The organism is Mucilaginibacter terrigena (assembly GCF_004168255.1).
Taxonomy (GTDB): domain Bacteria; phylum Bacteroidota; class Bacteroidia; order Sphingobacteriales; family Sphingobacteriaceae; genus Mucilaginibacter; species Mucilaginibacter terrigena.
In genome coordinates this window covers 247,717-266,266 of the sequence record NZ_SEWG01000001.1, presented here as the reverse complement: position 1 = coordinate 266,266, position 18,550 = coordinate 247,717, and the positions used below count along the sequence as shown (strand labels likewise).

Genomic DNA, 18,550 nt, shown 5'->3' with positions numbered 1-18,550 from the left:
GGTCATTGAGTCATTGGCCTGATGAACTTAACCAATGACTCAATGACAGCGCAGCAAATGACCCAATGACAACAAAGTGAATGACAGCGCAGCAAATGACCCAATGACCAACCAATCGACCAATAACCTATTAATGATACGCCCGGTGGCGTTTGGCTTTAACGTGCAAACAGCCGAAAGCAACGCCTTTCAGAAACAGGATGCCGACCAGCAGGCCGTGCAGCATAAGGCACAGCAGGAGTTTGACGGTTTTGTGCAGATACTGCGCGATAACGGCGTAAACGTGACCGTAATAAATGATACCGCAGAACCACATACCCCGGATTCCATCTTCCCTAATAACTGGGTGTCTTTCCACGATACAGGCGACATTTTCCTGTACCCTATGCAGGCCGAAAACCGCCGGCTGGAGCGCCGCGAGGATATTATCCGCCAACTGGAAGATAAATTTAAAGCAAATCATGTTATTGACCTGAGCAGGTTTGAAGCAAAACAACAGTTTTTAGAAGGCACCGGCAGCATGGTTTTAGACAGGGAAAACAAGATGGCCTACGCCTGCCTCTCGCCCCGCACAAATGCCGAAGTGCTGAAAGCCTTTTGTGATTACACAGGCTACGAAGCGGTGACCTTTGACGCCTTCGACCAAAGCGGGCAAGCCATTTACCATACCAATGTGTTGATGGCCATCGGTAGTAAATTCGTGGTGATATGTTTAGATAGCATTACAAATCCAACTGAAAAAGAGAAAGTCACCAACTCTCTAACATCAACCAATAAAAAGATCGTCGATATCACTTTCGACCAGATGAACCACTTTGCCGGCAATATGCTGGAAGTAAAAAACGCGGATGATGAAACCTTAATAGTGATGTCGCAGGCGGCTTTTAAATCATTAACAGATGAACAAAAGGCCTCTTTAGAAAAATATGGCAAACTTGTTTATGCAGATATCAATACCATAGAAACCAACGGTGGCGGCAGCGCCAGGTGTATGATGGCAGAAGTGCATTTGGAGGTTAGGGATTAGAGGTTCTGCTACCGCAAGCATCCTCGCTTGTGGGTTAATGGTTCGACAAGCTTACCATGACATTACACGTCACAATACTTCCGCACAAACAAATTACATTGCTACTATAATTTCTCCCCAACATTTTGGCAAAAAATCCGTTAAAAAATTACATTTTTGCCAAAATTTTAATAAATGCAGAGTTACCAGGAATTTCTTGATCTGAGCGTTGGTTTTCCACAGGATGGTTTCGAGATAATAGAGGATGAATTATACTTCCACGACCTTAATTTGATGGAAATGATAGAAACGTATGGCACCCCCCTGCGTTTTACCTATCTGCCTATTATCAGCAAAAAAATACAGCAGGCCAAACTGCTTTTTCAGCAGGCTATTATCAAAAATAATTACCGCGGTACTTATAAGTATTGTTATTGCACCAAAAGCTCGCACTTTAAGCACATTGTTGAAGAGGCGCTGAAGAACGAGATCCACCTGGAAACATCCTCGGCCTTTGATATGCCGATGATTGATGCTTTGGAGAAAAAAGGCGCGGTTAGCAAGGATGTTACCGTTATCTGCAACGGTTTTAAAACCTTCCAGTACAAGCAGTACATTATTGATATGCTGCACGATGGCTTTACAAACATCATCCCCGTACTGGATAATAAAGAAGAATTTAACCTGTACGATGACGAGGTAGAAATGGATACCCCATGCAACCTGGGCATCCGTATAGCGGCCGAGGAGCAGCCCGACTCACAGTTCTATACCTCGCGCCTGGGTATTCGCATGGAGGATATCATCGATTTCTATCATAATAAAATAGAGAACAACCCTAATTTTAACGTTAAGCTGCTGCATTTTTTCATCAACTCGGGTATTTCGGATACACCTTATTACTGGAACGAGCTGGAGAAATACGTTACGCTTTATTGCAAATTCAAAAAAATTAACCCGCATTTAGATACGCTGGATATTGGTGGCGGGATGCCATTTAAAGATTCGCTGGTGTTTGATTTTGATTACGAGTACATGATCAACGAGATTGTGAGCCGGATCAAAGAGATCTGTGCAGAGCACGATACCATGGAACCTGATATTATTACCGAGTTTGGTAAATACACCGTGGCCGAAGCTTCGGGCATACTATATAAAGTACTGGGCCGCAAGCAGCAAAACGACCGCGAACGCTGGTTAATGCTGGATGGTTCGTTCATCACCAACCTGCCTGATGTTTGGGCGCTTAACCAAAAATATATTTTACTGCCTATCAACAACTGGGATAGTGAGTACGAGCGTGTGAACCTTGGCGGCATCACCTGCGACGGGCAGGATTACTACAACCAGGAAGCGCACATGAACAGTGTGTTTATGCCAAAAACCCGCAAAGTACAATACCTGGGCTTTTTTAACACAGGTGCCTACCAGGAGGTATTAAGTGGTTACGGTGGTATCCACCACTGCCTGCTGCCATCGCCAAAGCACGTTATCATTCGCAGGAACAGGGACGAGACATTCAACTTCGAGGTGTTTGGCGAAGAGCAAAACAGTAAACAAGTATTGAAGATACTGGGTTATACTACCTAAAAGTTTTTACATCGATATTTTAAAGCACTGCTGTATGGCGGTGCTTTTTTGTGTGATGAGATTCCCTCCCTTGGGAGGGAATTAAAACTATATGGTTATGGCCCTTTGTGGTTAATAATAAAATTGTCACAAAAAACATTTTTTCAAATAAATTCTACTATTCCCCTATACTATATATATATTTGGGGAATAATTATGCAACAAATAGGATTTACATATCATAACAACCTGATTAACTGCTGTATGTGGGCGGATACATCATGGCTGTAAATGTGTAAATAGATAATATTCGCCTCTTCAGCCACAGCAGAAGGGGCTTTTTTTTGAGAAAACTAAATTACGTACCGAATATGCAGAGCTTCAGAACAGAACTGGAGAACCCTTTAGTAGCGCAGGAAGTTATAGACCTTGAACGGAAAATAAGGGCCTACCGCGAGGGCAAGATACACGACGAAAAATTCAGGAGCCTGCGTTTGGCCCGCGGCATTTATGGCCAGCGCCAGCCGGGCGTACAAATGGTGCGTATAAAATTGCCTTTTGGTAAGGTAACCTTTAAGCAGCTGCTTAAAATAGCCGATATATCTGACGAGTACGCCAGCAGCAACCTGCATTTAACCACCCGTCAGGATATCCAGATCCATTACGTTAGCCTCGACCGTACCCCCGAACTTTGGGAAAAGCTAAAACAGGATGATGTAACCATCCGCGAAGCTTGCGGTAATACTGTGCGTAATGTAACTGCATCCCCCACCGCCGGTATCGACCCGCTGGAGCCATTTGACGTGTCGCCTTATGCACACGCTACATTCGAGTATTTTTTACGTAACCCCATTTGCCAGGAAATGGGCCGTAAATTCAAGATCGCGTTCTCATCGAGCGAATCCGACACCGCTTTTGCTTATATACATGATGTGGGGCTGGTGCCAAAAATAAATGACAAAGGCGAGCGCGGGTTTAAAGTACTGATTGGCGGCAGCCTGGGCGCCCAGCCCATGATGGCCATCCCTGTAGAGGAGTTCTTGCATGAAGATAAGCTGATACCTTATATCGAAACCATCATCCGTGTATTTGACCGTTATGGCGAACGCACCAACCGCAACAAGGCCCGTTTTAAATACCTGATCCAAAAAATAGGGATCGACGAAGTTTTGCGCCTGGTTGATGAAGAACGGATTGCCATAAAGGTAAAAACATGGCCAATTAACCGCGACACGGTTCCGCAGCCAAATATCCCCGAAGAGGTGGCTTATCCGGATGTTACCATCAGCAACCCATTCCGTTACGAACAATGGCTGGCTACAAACGTTTTCGAACAAAAGCAAACCGGGTTTTACGGTGTATATATCAAAGTTACCGTGGGCGATATCCCTACTGATGTTGCGCGCAAAATGGTAGCGGCTATACAGCCTTACGCCGCCGACGAGATCCGCATTACCCAAAACCAGGGGCTGCTATTGAAATTTGTACTTAAAGAAGCATTACCGGCGCTATACGAAGGCCTGAATGCCCTGAATATGGCTGCACCTGGTTTTGACAGTGTGGCCGACGTAACCACCTGCCCTGGTACCGATACCTGTAACCTGGGCATCAGCAACAGTATGACCATGGCACGTGTGCTGGAAGACGTGATATACAACGAGTACGAAGATTTTATTGCTAACCGCGAAATAAAAATAAAGATAAGCGGCTGTATGAATAGTTGCGGGCAGCATGGTTTGGCGCATATCGGCTTCCATGGCAGTTCGCTTAAGGCGGGCACAAAGGTGCTGCCATCGGTACAGGTAATGCTTGGAGGCGGCACAGTAGGCAACGGCGTTGGCCGCATAGCCGAGCGGGTTATAAAGGTGCCATCAAAAAGGGCTACCCATGTTTTACGGGCGGTATTGGATGATTATAAAACCAATTCCATCTCTGAAGAAACCTTCCACGCTTATTACGACAGGCAGGGAAAGGATTATTTTTACCGCCTGCTAAAACCATTGGCCGACCTGACCACCCTTACCGATGACGAATTTGTTGACTGGGGCCACCAGGAAACCTATGTATCTGCAATAGGAGTTGGCGAGTGCGCCGGTGTAATTATCGATCTGGTTGCAACGCTGCTGTACGAATCTGATGAAAAGTTAGGTTGGGCAAACAGCTCGTACCAAAACGGACAATGGTCTGATGCCATTTATCACGCTTACAACACTTTCATCAGTTCTGCGAAGGCATTACTGCTTGATAAAGGTGTTAACAGCAGTACGCAGGCGGGTATTATCCGCGAGTTTGATAACCATTACATTTCAACAGGCGAGATAACTTTAGATGGTACATTTAACGACCTTATCCTGCAAATAAATAAAAACGAACCTTCAAAAGAATTTGCTGCCGCCTATTTACAGCAGGCTACCGATTTTTTAGAAGCAACAAAATTAAGAAGAGAGGCTGTGTTGCAATCATGATACAAACCGATACAAAAAATATACTGAATGAACCACGCATTACCCTTGTTGGCGCAGGCCCGGGCGATGCGGAACTGATAACCCTTAAGGGCGTTAAAGCCCTGCAAACCGCCGATGTGGTTTTGTATGATGCTTTGGTGAACGACGACCTGCTGGATTATGCCCCTGCCGATGCTGTTAAAGTTTATGTAGGCAAACGCTCCGGCGATCATTCGTTCTCGCAGGATAATATTAACCGTTTAATGGTTGATTACGCCCTAAACTATGGCCATGTAGTACGCTTAAAAGGCGGCGACCCCTTCGTGTTCGGCCGCGGGCACGAGGAATTGGATTTTGCTGCTGAATATAACATCCCCACACAGGTTGTACCGGGGATCTCCAGTTCGATAGGCGTGCCGGGCTTGCAGGGTATCCCTGTTACCCATCGTGGCCTTAGTGAAAGCTTTTGGGTTGTTACCGGCACTACAAGCGATGGTAAGGTATCTGCCGACTTGTACGATGCGGCCAAAACCAATGCTACCATTATAGTGCTGATGGGCGTACATAAATTGGCTAAAATAGCCGGGATCTTTATAAACGAAGGAAAAGGTAACCTGCCGGTCGCCGTTATACAAAGCGGTACAACCGTAAACGAAAAAGTAGCCGTTGGTACCGCAAACAACATAGCACAACTGGCTAAAGAGCAGGAAATAAGCTCGCCCGCCTTAATAGTGTTTGGCGAGGTGGTATCGTTACACCCACAGTTTAAATTGGTTAAAGAAGTTTATGACGTTGTTGCCGGAAGATAGTAATTTAACAGAAGTTAAGCCTGCAGAGGCTTTGGGCAATCAATTGTTCCCGGTGTTTTTAAAGCTTAACAACCTGCATACCGTATTGGTTGGCGGTGGTAATGTTGGTTTAGAAAAACTGACCGCCCTGCTGCAAAACAGTCCGGTTGCTGCCGTTACTATTATTTCTAAAGATTTTTTACCGGCTGTACACACGCTGGTTGCAACTTACCCGCTGGTAAACGTAGTTCAAAAATCGTTTACAGATACCGATCTTGACAGCGCAGATATTGTTATAGCCGCTACAAACGACAGCGACCTGAATAAATACATCAGGCAATCGGCACACGACCGAAAACTATTGATAAACGTGGCCGACAAGCCCGAGCTTTGCGATTTTTACCTGGGTTCTATCGTGCAAAAAGGCGACCTGAAGATCGGTATATCCACCAACGGTAAATCGCCAACCATAGCCAAGCGGCTTAAAGAAGTTTTGGGCGAAGCCCTCCCTGCCGACCTTGATATCACCCTGCAGCAAATGAACGAGGTGCGCAACACCCTCTCGGGCGATTTCACCCACAAAGTAAAAGAACTGAACAGGGTTACCGCCGTGCTAATTGGCGGGCAAAAACCGCCCAGCAATAAAAACCTTAAACTACTGGTATGGGGCACATCCATCGCGTTCTTGTTGATAGCGATTGCGGCCCTTTGGTATAAAGAACCTGCTTTTAGGGATTACGTGGAAACCATTTCGCCCATGTTTTATTATTTCCTTGGGGCGGGCTTCCTTTTCGCGCTGATAGATGGCGCTATAGGCATGTCGTACGGAGTAACTTCAACTACATTCTCACTTTCAATGGGCATCCCTCCTGCTTCGGCAAGTATGGGTGTGCACTTGTCAGAAATTATGAGCAACGGTATTGCTGGCTGGATGCACTACCGTATGGGCAACGTAAACTGGAAACTGTTTAAACTATTGCTGCTTCCGGGCGTTGTTGGTGCCGTAACAGGGGCCTACCTGCTGTCATCTTTAGAACATTACGCGCAATATACCAAACCGGTAATTTCGGTTTACACGCTTATACTGGGTTTTGTTATCCTGTCTAAAGCAATCAGTATTAACCGCAAGCGCACAGGCGGCAAGATCAAAAAGATCTCGTTATTAGGCCTTGGCGGTGGGTTTATTGATGCAGTTGGCGGCGGCGGCTGGGGTTCCATTGTTCTTTCTACCTTAATAGCAGGCGGCAGGCACCCGCGTTTCTCATTAGGCACGGTAAAGCTTTCACGCTTTTTTATAGCGCTTATGGGTTCGCTTACGTTTATTACCATGCTCAACAGCTCGCATTGGGATGCGGTAGCAGGGTTGGTAATAGGCAGCGCACTGGCATCGCCGGTAGCGGCACGTATCTCTAACAAGATCTCGGCAAAGGCTATCATGTTTTCGGTAGCGGTTATTGTAATTCTTATCAGTATCCGCAGCATTATTAATTTTTTAATTAAAGTGATATAATGGCCGATACTGCTTACATATCGCAATTGGTGAACGGCAAAAACCCGGTAGATGCCTTACGTGCTTTAGCAGAGCAGTTCGCGGGCGAAATTGTATTCTCTACCAGCTTTGGTTGGGAAGACCAGGTGATCTCGCACATGATCTTCGCCGATAATATTCCCATAAAAGTATTTACGCTGGAAACCGGCCGCCTGTTCCCCGAAACTTATTACGTGTGGAACCGCACTATTGAGATCTACGGCCAACCTATCCACGCCTACTACCCGGATAATAACCGGCTGGAAGCGATGGTGAACGCCAAAGGCCCCAACAGCTTTTACGAATCGGTAGATAACCGGAAGGAATGCTGCGGCATCCGTAAGATAGAGCCTTTGCACCGCGCACTTGCAGGCAACCAATGCTGGATAACCGGCATCCGTTCCGAGCAATCGCCAAACCGCGAGGATATGAGCAATGTGGAATGGGATGAAGGGAACCAGTTGGTTAAGTTCCACCCTATTTTCAGTTGGACTTTAGACGATGTAAAGGCTTACATCAAACAATATAACATACCGTACAATACATTGCATGACAGGGGTTTCCCAAGCATAGGCTGCCTGCCCTGTACCAGGGCGGTACAACCCGGCGAAGATTTTAGGGCCGGGCGCTGGTGGTGGGAAGACCAAAGTAAAAAAGAGTGTGGTTTACATGCGGCCTCACCCCAACCCCTCTCCGAAGGAGAGGGACTCAGTAAAATAATTTTAGTAAAATGAGCAAATACCGGTTAGATTACCTGGACGAATTAGAGGCAGAGGCCATATATATCCTGCGCGAAGTAGCGGGGCAGTTTGAAAAACCTGCGCTGTTATTCAGCGGCGGTAAAGATTCTATTACCCTGGTGCACCTGGCGTTAAAAGCCTTTCGCCCGGGTAAGTTCCCTTTCCCGCTGGTGCATATCGATACAGGGCACAATTTTGAAGAAACCATTACCTACCGCGATGAAATGATTGCCCGCATTGGCGAAAAGCTGATAATTGGCCATGTGCAGGACACGATTGATGAGGGTAAAGTTATTGAACAAACGGGCAAAAACGCCAGCCGTAACCCTTTACAAACCATTACACTGCTGGATACCATTGCTAAAAACAAGTTTGATGCCTGTATTGGTGGCGCCCGCCGCGACGAGGAAAAGGCCCGCGCCAAAGAACGGATCTTTTCGGTACGCGACGAGTTTGGTCAATGGGATCCTAAACGCCAGCGCCCCGAGCTTTGGGACATCTACAACGGAAAGATCCATAAAGGCGAAAACGTGCGCGTGTTCCCGATAAGCAACTGGACGGAGCTTGATGTGTGGAACTATATCCGCCGCGAAAATATCCCCTTGCCTACTATTTACTTCGCCCACCAGCGCGATTGTATCACCCGTAACGGGCAGCTGATGGCAGCATCGCCATTTTTAAATATGGACGATGAAGATGTAATAACCCGCAAAAATGTACGGTTCCGTACCGTTGGCGACATGACCTGTACCGCGGCGGTAGAATCGTACGCTTTTGAGATAGATGATATCATCGACGAGATAGCATCATCAAAGATCAGTGAGCGTGGCGCCCGTATGGACGACAAAGTAAGCGAAGCTGCTATGGAAGACAGGAAAAAGGGAGGGTACTTTTAATTTCGGATTTGAGATTCTCGATTTCGGATTTATGCAATGCGCAAATCCAAAATCAAGATCTAACCGAGTAAAACAAATCCGAAATCGAAAATCCGAAATTCGAAATAAACAAAATGGATATACTAAAATTTATAACCGCAGGCAGTGTAGACGATGGCAAAAGCACCTTGATCGGTCGCCTGTTATACGATAGCGAAGCTATCCTTGCCGATCAGTTGGAGGCCCTGCATGCATCAAACCGCAAGAATGATGATGGCAGCATTGACCTTGCCATTTTAACCGACGGCCTTAAAGCCGAGCGCGAGCAGGGCATTACCATTGATGTGGCCTACAAATACTTCGAGACCGATAAGCGTAAATTTATTATTGCCGATGCGCCCGGCCATATCCAGTACACCCGTAACATGGTTACCGGTGCAAGCAACGCTGCTTTGGCCATTATTTTAATAGACGCCCGTAAAGGTGTGGTAGAGCAAACCACTCGTCACTCGTTTTTGGTATCGCTGCTGCAGATCCCGCAGGTGGTGGTTGCCATCAACAAAATGGACATGGTTGATTACAGCGAGGATGTTTACAAGCAAATAGTAGCCGACTACAAAAAACTGGCGGCAAAAGTTAACCTCGATAACGTAACTTACATCCCGGTAAGCGCGCTTAAAGGCGATAACATTGTGTACCCTTCATCAAAAATGACCTGGTATCTTGGAGATAGCCTGCTGCAGCATTTAGAGAATGTGGAGATAACCATTGATGATTCATCGGCCCATGCCCGCCTGCCCGTACAATGGGTGGTGCGCCCACAAACAGATGCCCTGCACGACTACCGGGGGTATGCCGGCCGTGTATCAAGCGGATCGTTCAAGGTAAACGATAAGGTTACGGTGCTGCCGTCTGGATTTAGCTCAACCATCTCCAAAATAGAGGTTTACGATAAGCAGCCTGCCGAAGCATTGGCGGGCATGTCGGTAACTGTACATTTACAGGATAATATCGATATCAGCAGAGGTGATATCATCGTAAACAGCGCCGGGCAGCCGCAGCTAAGTAACGTAATTGAGGCAGACCTGTGCTGGATGGATACCCGACCGCTGGATACCTCGCTTACCTACCTGGTGCAGCACAATACAAAAACCATCCGCTGCAAAATTCAGGAAATCATTTACAAAGTGAACATCAACACGCTGGAAAAGGATTTTGACGAAGAATTTAAACTGAATGATATCGGCCGCATTGTTATCAAAACCGCCGAGCCCTTGGCCTTCGACCCCTACCAGGTAAACAAAGCCAATGGCGGCGCTATTATAATCGATAGCCGCACCAATGTAACCGTAGGCGCGCTGATGCTGCGCCAGTCGGTAGAGTAACCCCGAAATAATTGTAATAATTATTTATAAACCGTTAAGTGAAGTAAGACAACCCTGTGCGAGGTGCAACTCGTGCGGGGTTCTTGCTTTTTAAGGCAACACCTCGCCTACTCCGGCGCTGTTATTTCGAACGAGGTACGAGGAGAAATCTTATAAAAGCGATAAGTAAATTATGCATTGCTGTATGTAGGGCGTATAAGATTTCTCCTCGCTCCCCTCGCTCTCCCCACCCGCTCGTTCGAAATGACAGCACGGTTAGTTGTGTGAAATAGTAAAACAAAAAAAAGCGGGCAGCTCGCCCGCCCGCTTTTTGAAAAACTAAATTATACCTAAAAAACAAATAGGATCTTTATTATAGCTGATGGGTTATGGTTCATAGTTCATAGCCAAATCTTCTACCATCAACTATGAACCATCAACTATGAACTAATTATAAAACATACCGCAGCGTTACACCAAATGTCCTTTGATCGCCCAATACGGCTGCATACTGGCCTGCGTTACCACCTGCCGGTAATAACTGCTCGTAATAATTTTTATCAAGCAGGTTGCGGCTCCAGATATATGCTGAAAGGCCATGCGCGGCTTTAAAGCCCGTGCGTACGTTAAGCAAGCCATAGCCTTCAATATTCAAATAAGCCGATGGCGATGGACTCGAAGAAAACGATGAGCGGAATGAACCATCTACCCCGATGAAATATTTTGTGCCTTTACTTACAAATTTGGCATCGGTAGCAAACTCGCCGCCTAATGACCCGGCCCATTTTGAAACACCAGGAAGCCTTCCGCCCGAGATATCTTTAAACGCTACCTGCTTGCCATCCACAGTAGACCCGGTTTCCTCAAGCGGAAGCGGTGCGTTGGTAAACTTTACATATTTGGCATCGGTATAAGCCGCAGCACCGTAGAACGAAAAGTTTTTATTGGCCTGTATATTAGCATCAAATTCCACACCTTTTACATTTACCTTTTCGGCATTGGCAATGTAGCCCCGGTTAACGCCTAATTCGGGCGATTGAACATTGGTTTGGTAATCCTTAATATCCGAGTTATGGAAGGTAATGTTCAGGATCAGGTTATCAAGTGGTGTGGTTTTAACGCCAAGTTCGTAATGTTTTGTTTTTTCCGGCTTAATAACTGCCAGGGTAAGGTCGGCATCTGTTCCGCCTACAACACTTGGCAGGCCGGCAACGTTAACCCCAACGGGCTTAAAGCTGGTTGAATAGGTTGCAAAAGCATTTAAGCGCCTGTTTGGCCTGTAGGCTGCTGTTAACGAGTATGTAAAGTTCTTCTCATCAGCATCAGCATTATATTTTTGGCTGCTGTATACACCATTCTTTATTTTTTGCAGTTCTTTATTTACCGCACCGCTGCCAGACACATCAAGGCCACCTTTTGCAACCCTGTCATAGCTTACATCTTTCTTATCATAGTTTATACGTACACCGGGTAGTATGTGGAATCCTTTAAAAAGCTCATAATCAACACTGGCAAATGCCGCGGCGCTTTTTGATTTTATGGAAGCGTTGGTGTATATCCCGTATCCTTCCAGCAGGCCCGGTGTGGCCCATAATTCGTCGTTGGTTACGCCGGGGGTATTTGCATTTGCGCCGGTCGAGCTTTTAGCAAACCGTGCCTGTGCCGAACCTGATTCCTCGGTACCGGTAGTCCTAACCGTTTGGTCGAGATAAAATAAGCCTGCCACACCGCTCAGTTTTGAAGAGAATTCGCCTGCATAACGCACCTCCTGCGACCAGTTTCTGTGTTTTGAAGGGTTTTGCGATTTCGATAGTACCGGCAAACCTGTAAAGTCGCGGTCGTTCGATGGGTCCCAGTTCCAGTAGCGCCATGCCGTAGTTGATGTTAAGGTGCCGGGGCCTAATTTTATATCAGCATTTAACGATACACCGCCCAGTTGGTTACCCGACCGCCATGGGGTATCATGATCTATCTTACGGTCAAAAGCATTTTGGCTTGGCAATTTATATCCTTTGAACTGTGGGTCGGCAATTATATTATTGAACTGGCGGTAAGCCGCGCGTTTGGTTGTTACTACTCCTGCTATAACCTGTGCATAGCCATCAGGTTTTTGGTCGGTTACATCACCCGCAAGGGTAATGGCAACATTATCCGATGGTTTATAAAGTAACTGCGCGCGGCCGCCTATGTTGTTGATATCATTAGTGGCCCTTCCTGTGGCTACATTATCAACCAGGCCGTTGCGTTGTGTCCCTGAAAAGGAAACGCGTGCAGCAAAAACCTTGCTCAACGGGCCCGATACCGAGGCTTTTGCCTGAAGGTACCCATAATTACCAAAACTTGTTTCGAAAGAAGCTTCAGGCGTAAAACTTGCTTTACGGGTTGTAATATTGAAAGCGCCCGCGCTGGTATTTTTACCAAACAACGTTCCCTGCGGGCCACGTAATACTTCTATACTCTGTACGTCGATAAAGTCGAGCGTAGCGGCGGCGGGGCGTGCGTAATACACACCATCCACATAAAAACCTACACCCGGGTCAAGGCCATCATTGGTAAGCCCAAATGGTGAGCCGATACCGCGGATGTTGATACCTGTATTGCGGGGGTTTGAGGTATAAAGCTGAAGCGATGGGATCAGCTCCTTTACGCGGTTAACATTAAACGCGCCGGTTTGGTCTACCTGGTTGCCGCCTACCACAGATATTGGAATCGGCACATCCTGCAGTAATTCCTTGCGCCTGCGGGAGGTCACCACAATTTCGGCAAGCAGGTTATCCTCTACCAGTACCAGCTCTAAAGGGGTGGTTTGGAAAGTTAAGACCTGAAAATCCTGGGGTTTAAACCCAACGGAAGATACACGGATGTAGAATGGGGTTTCTATGGATGTTGTAAGGCTAAACCGGCCGCTTGTGTCGGCACTTACACCTATTGTTGTTCCGCGTATTACCAAATTTGCATTTGGTATAGGGGCGCCTTTAATATCTTTTACAACACCTGTTATAGTATTTTGCGCAAAAATTGCTGATGATGAAAAGATCAAAAACGTGATAAGTAAAAATGTCCTTGTATAAAATATAAGTTTCATTATTAGGGTATAGTTTAGATGTAGCGTGTTAAATGTTGATAATGTGTTGTCGTTATGCTGCCTGCCCCTTCACTTAAGCGGGTAGAAATTTTAAAAAAGAGGCGTAAATTTTCCGTGCTAACAAGCGTGGGTACCCGGTTTTTGCCGGAAGATGGATAGCTAAATAATTACAGACAGTTGAATAATATTAGCTGCTGCTCAGCAACAACAGCATCCGGGAGCGATGCGGGTTAGTACAATAGTAAGGCGATGTTCAGATAAATAATACATTGTCTATAGAATAAGTAGACAAAAGTATAAAATCTTTTATAGCATCCAAATATTAAAGCAAAAAAAATAATATTTATAGCTATATAGCACGCTATACAGTATAAAATAACAATAAATAAATAATCATTCCGCGGTAACATATTAATAATACCAGCATCTATTAATAAATGAAAGCGCTAAAAAAGTTTGGCCCGGGCCTGGTTATTTTAATTTTAATGCTTTGTGCCGGTTATGCCGCAGGCCGTGGCTTCTCTGTTTTCCCTAAGGGACATAAGCCTAATGGCTTTTTGTTTTTGCTGCTAACTATTATCGCCATATTCAGCACCCTTGCCATTCATGAACTGGGGCACCTGTTAACAGGGTTGGCGCAGGGTTTTAGGTTCGAGTTATTTGTAGTGGGCTTGCTGGGTATCAAAAGGGAAAACAACAAGGTAAAAATTTATTTAAATAAAGATATTGGAATGATGGGCGGCATTGCCGCTACCGTTCCGGTGCAGCAAAGCCCGGATAACCGCAAAAAGTTTGCGCGCATGGTTATCGCCGGGCCTGCAGCCTCCCTCCTGTTTGGCATCGTGGCGTTTTTGCTCACCATTTACTGTACATCCGGCGCTGGCCGTGGGTTTTGGATGGTGTCGGGCGCGTGCTCCCTGGGGTTGGTGCTGGCAACTACGCTCCCGTCAAAAAGCGGTATATTCTTTACCGACAGGGCACGGTTCCAGCGTTTAATAAGCAAAGGAGAAGCCGGCGCCATAGAAGAAGCCATGCTATCGCTGATAGCACAATCGACCATAGATAATTCGGCCAAAAATATCGACCTGAACCAGGCCCGGTTGTTACAAACCGACGACGAAGCATTTATGCGTTTTTGGGGCTATTATTACGAATATCAGTACTATAAAGATAACCGGCTGCAAAACGAAACCGATGCGGCAAAACAGAAACTTGTTGCGGTTAAAGGCGACATGTCGCCAGCTGTATGGAAGGCCTTGCAGATAGACGAGCCGACACCTGATGCCCTTTAGCTAAAACCTCAATATTTCCTATCCGGATTCGGCAGCAAATCGTTATTATTGTCGACTAAATCTGTATACATTAATGTCATTCAATTACCGGCGCATTATTATCAAAATAGGTTCGAACGTGATAACCCGTGCAGACGGGCTGCCCGACATAGAGCGTATTGCCCATTTGGTAAGCCAGGTAGCCGAAATAAAGAGGCAGGGTATTGAAGTGATCCTGGTATCGTCGGGCGCGGTAGCATCGGGCAGGAGTTTGATATCGGTTTCCGAAAAATCTGATGCGGTAGCTATCCGCCAGTTGCTGGCTTCTATCGGGCAGGTAAAGCTCATTAACACCTACTCGCAGCTTTTCGAGAAATTCAAAATATTATGTTCGCAGGTATTGGTAACCAAAGAAGATTTTCGTGACAGGCTGCATTACCTGAATATGCGCAACTGCCTGGAAATATTATTGCAGCACCAGGTTATCCCCGTAATAAACGAGAATGACGTGGTATCGGTAACCGAACTAATGTTTACCGATAACGACGAACTGGCAGGCCTGATAGCTGCAATGTTGAACGCTCAGGCGCTTTTTGTTTTAACCAACGTTGATGGCATCTATACCGGCGACCCAAAACTGGAGAGTTCTTTTGTTATAACCGAAGTAAACGATGCGGGGATAGATTTTGCATCCTTCGTAAGTTCGGGCCGTTCGCAGTTTGGCCGCGGGGGGATGATCACCAAATCCACCATCGCGCAAAAAACAGCCAAGCTGGGTATAGCCGTACACATAGCCAACGGTACCAAAGAAAATATACTGCTTGATGTATTAGCTGATAAAGTGGCGCACACCCGCTTTACCCCTACCAAAAAGGCATCGGGCAAAAAGAAATGGATAGCCCATTCAGAAAATGCGGCAACCGGCGTAGTACAGGTTAACGAAGGCGCTAAAACCGTGCTGATCTCCAACAAGGCATCCAGCCTGCTGCCGGTGGGTATAACGCGTATCGTGTCGGATTTTAAAAAGGGCGAGATCATTAAGATAATAGACGAGCACAACAAAACAATTGGACTGGGCCTTGCCGAGTATGGGTCTGAAAAGGCCCGCGAGCTTACCGGCCAAAAGAACCAGAAAGCGCTGGTGCATTACGATTACCTTTATTTACAGGGATAATATGAGCTATAACCACTATTTCGAGAATGCTTTAGTTGCCGGCCGTAACGCCGCCTTGTCGCCTGCTGTTATCAATAAGGTATTGCTTGATGTTGCCAAGGCTGCTATCGAACAAACGGATTACCTGCTGCAGGAAAACAAAAAAGACATGGAGCGAATGAACCCCACCGACCCAAAATACGACCGCCTTACGCTTACCGCCGACAGGATAAAAGCCATAGCTGCCGATATGGAAAATGTGGCGGCATTGGATAGTCCGCTGGGAAAGGTATTGTCTGATAAAACCCTGCCAAATGGTTTACAGATAAAAAAAGTGCGTGTACCCCTTGGCGTGGTCGGTGTAATTTATGAAGCCAGGCCAAATGTTACTTTCGATGTATTCGCGCTGTGTTTTAAAACGGGTAACGTCAGCATATTAAAAGGCGGCAGCGATGCTGATTTTTCTAACCGGTCTATCATCAAGGTTATTCACGGCGTATTGTCTGCACATCAAATTGATGTAAACGCCGCTACCTTGCTACCTGTAGAACGTGAGGCTACCGAAGCCCTGCTCAATGCTGTTGGTTATGTGGATGTATTGATACCGAGGGGCAGTCAATCGCTCATTAATTACGTGCGCGATAATAGTAAAGTGCCCGTGATTGAAACCGGCGCGGGCATAGTACACACCTACTTTGATGAAACCGGCGACCTGGAAAAAGCCATCGCCATTATCGATAACGCCAAAACCCGACGGGTAAGTGTTTGTAACGCGCTGGATTGCCTCATCATCAACAGTAAACGCATCGGCGACCTGCTGCACATCGCCGAACCTTTGGGCGAAAAAGGCGTAACTATTTACGCGGATAAAAAAGCTTACGAGGTGTTGGATGGCCTATACCCTTCCAATCTTTTAGAACCTGCCCAACCCGAACATTTTGGCACGGAGTTTTTATCGATGAAGATGGCCATTAAAACTGTTAGCAACCTACAACAGGCTTTGGAACATATCGCCATCAACAGTTCTAAACACAGCGAGGCTATCATTTCTGAGGATGAGCTTAATATCGAAACATTCCTAAACCGTGTTGATGCCGCCGCGGTTTATGTAAATACATCAACCGCCTTTACCGATGGCGCCCAGTTTGGCCTCGGCGCCGAAATTGGCATCAGCACCCAAAAGCTCCACGCCCGCGGCCCCATGGGGCTTGAGGAGTTGACGAGCTACAAGTGGATTGTGAAGGGAAGCGGGCAGGTGAGAAAGGGGTAATTCTTTCCCAATCGTCTTTGCGAGGAGCGATAGCGACGTGGCAATCTTCGACATAAAAAGGTCAAAATCCAACAAATCAATAAAATCCCCTCAATCCCGGTCCCATTTTACCCTCCCCTGACCCAAGCCATAAACACAATAAAGTGTAAAACCTTATCTTTGCGCTCAATATGAGTAAGCACGGTAGGATCTTAGTGGCAATGAGTGGTGGCGTTGATAGTTCTGTAGCGGCAGTTATGCTGCATGAACAGGGCTACGAGGTTATTGGCCTTACCATGAAAACCTGGGACTACGCCGCAAGTGGTGGCAGTTCTAAAGAAACCGGCTGCTGCAGCCTGGACAGCATTAACGATGCGCGTGCCCTGGCCGTTGGCTATGGCTTCCCGCATTATATATTGGATATCCGTAACGAGTTTGGTGATTTTGTGATCGATAACTTTGTGGATGAATACCTTGCCGGCCGCACCCCTAACCCATGCGTACTGTGCAACACCCACATTAAATGGGAAGCCCTTTTAAAACGTGCCGATAAGCTGGATTGCGAATTTATCGCGACCGGTCACTACGCTAACATCCGCGAGCAGGATAACGGCCGCTACGTGATATCAAAAGGTAAGGACGAGAATAAAGACCAGTCGTACGTGCTTTGGGGCGTATCGCAGCAAAACCTTGCGCGTACCAAATTTCCTTTAGGCAGTTTTTCTAAGCCCGAAATAAGGCAGATGGCTGTTGATATGGGCCAACTGGAACTGGCGGGCAAAAGCGAAAGCTACGAGATCTGCTTTGTGCCGGATAACGACTACAGAGCGTTTCTAAGGCATAAAGTAGAAGACCTTGACGAACGTATTGGCCCGGGCAACTTTGTACTAACAGACGGCACCGCAGTGGGCAAACACCTGGGGTATCCTTATTACACTATAGGCCAGCGTAAGGGTTTGGGCATTGCTTTGGGCAAACCCATGTTTGTTACCAAAATTCAGCCCGAAAGCAATACGGTTGTTTTGGGTACCATCGAAGAACTGGAAAAGAAGGAAGCATGGGTACGTAACCTTAACCTGGTCAAATACGAAAGCATTAAAGAACCCATCGAAGCGGTAACCAAGATCCGCTACAAAGATGCCGGTACCGAAAGTAAGATCGTACAAATTGGCGACCACATGAAGGTATCGTTCGACCACATGGTATCGGGCATAGCACCGGGCCAGTCGGCGGTATTTTATGAAGGCAGTGATCTGCTGGGTGGTGGGTTTTTGATTTAGATATTTGTTGGAAGGTTGAAAGGTTTGAATGTTGTAAGGTTGTTTTCACTTTATATGTTTCGAACTATTAAAACCCTTCCAATATTCATCCACTTTAGTCTTGTAAAGCCTTAAAACTTTCCAACTTTAAAACATTACAACCTTTCAACAGTATAATTAATTTGCGTTTCTAATGCATTTTATGTTTTCTTTGCAAAA

The 18,550-nt window shown here is 46.3% G+C and carries 13 protein-coding genes; 12 read left to right on the top strand and 1 reads right to left on the bottom strand.

The genetic code is table 11. From position 1 onward, the window contains the following. Positions 1–103: 103 nt before the first annotated feature. The 8 genes from ctlX (at position 104) to EWM62_RS01105 (ending at position 10,335) form a co-directional block, all read left to right on the top strand. Complete coding sequence (gene ctlX, locus EWM62_RS01140; protein ID WP_238989251.1) at positions 104–1,027, top strand: citrulline utilization hydrolase CtlX; 924 nt, start codon at positions 104–106, stop codon at positions 1,025–1,027. A gap of 174 nt (positions 1,028–1,201) precedes the next feature. Next, a complete protein-coding gene (locus EWM62_RS01135) occupies positions 1,202–2,596 on the top strand; it encodes an arginine decarboxylase (protein WP_129874805.1) in 1,395 nt (464 codons plus the stop codon). A gap of 350 nt (positions 2,597–2,946) precedes the next feature. Continuing rightward, a complete protein-coding gene (locus EWM62_RS01130) occupies positions 2,947–5,040 on the top strand; it encodes a HEPN domain-containing protein (protein ID WP_129874804.1) in 2,094 nt (697 codons plus the stop codon). Continuing rightward, positions 5,037–5,828 carry a uroporphyrinogen-III C-methyltransferase gene (gene cobA, locus EWM62_RS01125; protein WP_129874803.1) on the top strand — a complete coding sequence of 264 codons (792 nt, stop codon included), beginning with the start codon at positions 5,037–5,039 and terminating at the stop codon, positions 5,826–5,828. Before EWM62_RS01130 ends, cobA begins: the two co-directional genes overlap by 4 nt. Continuing rightward, positions 5,806–7,317, top strand: coding sequence for a TSUP family transporter (locus EWM62_RS01120; protein WP_129874802.1), 1,512 nt, complete (start codon positions 5,806–5,808; stop codon positions 7,315–7,317). Before cobA ends, EWM62_RS01120 begins: the two co-directional genes overlap by 23 nt. Further along, positions 7,317–8,069 (top strand): phosphoadenylyl-sulfate reductase, encoded by a 753-nt coding sequence (locus EWM62_RS01115; protein WP_129874801.1) that lies wholly within the window; start codon positions 7,317–7,319, stop codon positions 8,067–8,069. Before EWM62_RS01120 ends, EWM62_RS01115 begins: the two co-directional genes overlap by 1 nt. Further along, positions 8,066–8,971 (top strand): sulfate adenylyltransferase subunit CysD, encoded by a 906-nt coding sequence (gene cysD, locus EWM62_RS01110; protein ID WP_129874800.1) that lies wholly within the window; start codon positions 8,066–8,068, stop codon positions 8,969–8,971. The genes EWM62_RS01115 and cysD overlap by 4 nt, the downstream gene beginning before the upstream one ends. A gap of 113 nt (positions 8,972–9,084) precedes the next feature. After that, a complete protein-coding gene (locus tag EWM62_RS01105) occupies positions 9,085–10,335 on the top strand; it encodes a sulfate adenylyltransferase subunit 1 (RefSeq protein WP_129874799.1) in 1,251 nt (416 codons plus the stop codon). 430 nt (positions 10,336–10,765) lie between these two features. Here the strand turns inward: EWM62_RS01105 and EWM62_RS01100 are convergent, their stop codons facing one another. Next, positions 10,766–13,399 carry a TonB-dependent receptor gene (locus EWM62_RS01100; protein ID WP_129874798.1) on the bottom strand — a complete coding sequence of 878 codons (2,634 nt, stop codon included), beginning with the start codon at positions 13,397–13,399 and terminating at the stop codon, positions 10,766–10,768. A gap of 437 nt (positions 13,400–13,836) precedes the next feature. On the opposite strand from EWM62_RS01100, the gene EWM62_RS01095 reads away from it, so the two are divergent. The 4 genes from EWM62_RS01095 to mnmA all read left to right on the top strand — a co-directional run bounded on the left by EWM62_RS01095 (position 13,837) and on the right by mnmA (position 18,352). Continuing rightward, on the top strand, positions 13,837–14,691 hold the full coding sequence (locus tag EWM62_RS01095) for a M50 family metallopeptidase (protein WP_129874797.1): 855 nt from the start codon (positions 13,837–13,839) through the stop codon (positions 14,689–14,691). A 73-nt stretch (positions 14,692–14,764) separates the two neighbouring features. Then, the gene (gene proB / locus EWM62_RS01090; RefSeq protein WP_129874796.1) at positions 14,765–15,844 is read left to right on the top strand and encodes a glutamate 5-kinase; all 1,080 of its coding nucleotides are present in this window, start codon (positions 14,765–14,767) and stop codon (positions 15,842–15,844) included. A 1-nt stretch (position 15,845) separates the two neighbouring features. Next, positions 15,846–17,093 carry a glutamate-5-semialdehyde dehydrogenase gene (locus EWM62_RS01085; protein ID WP_129874795.1) on the top strand — a complete coding sequence of 416 codons (1,248 nt, stop codon included), beginning with the start codon at positions 15,846–15,848 and terminating at the stop codon, positions 17,091–17,093. A gap of 170 nt (positions 17,094–17,263) precedes the next feature. Continuing rightward, complete coding sequence (gene mnmA / locus EWM62_RS01080) at positions 17,264–18,352, top strand: tRNA 2-thiouridine(34) synthase MnmA (RefSeq protein WP_129874794.1); 1,089 nt, start codon at positions 17,264–17,266, stop codon at positions 18,350–18,352. The last annotated feature ends 198 nt before the right edge of the window (positions 18,353–18,550 follow it).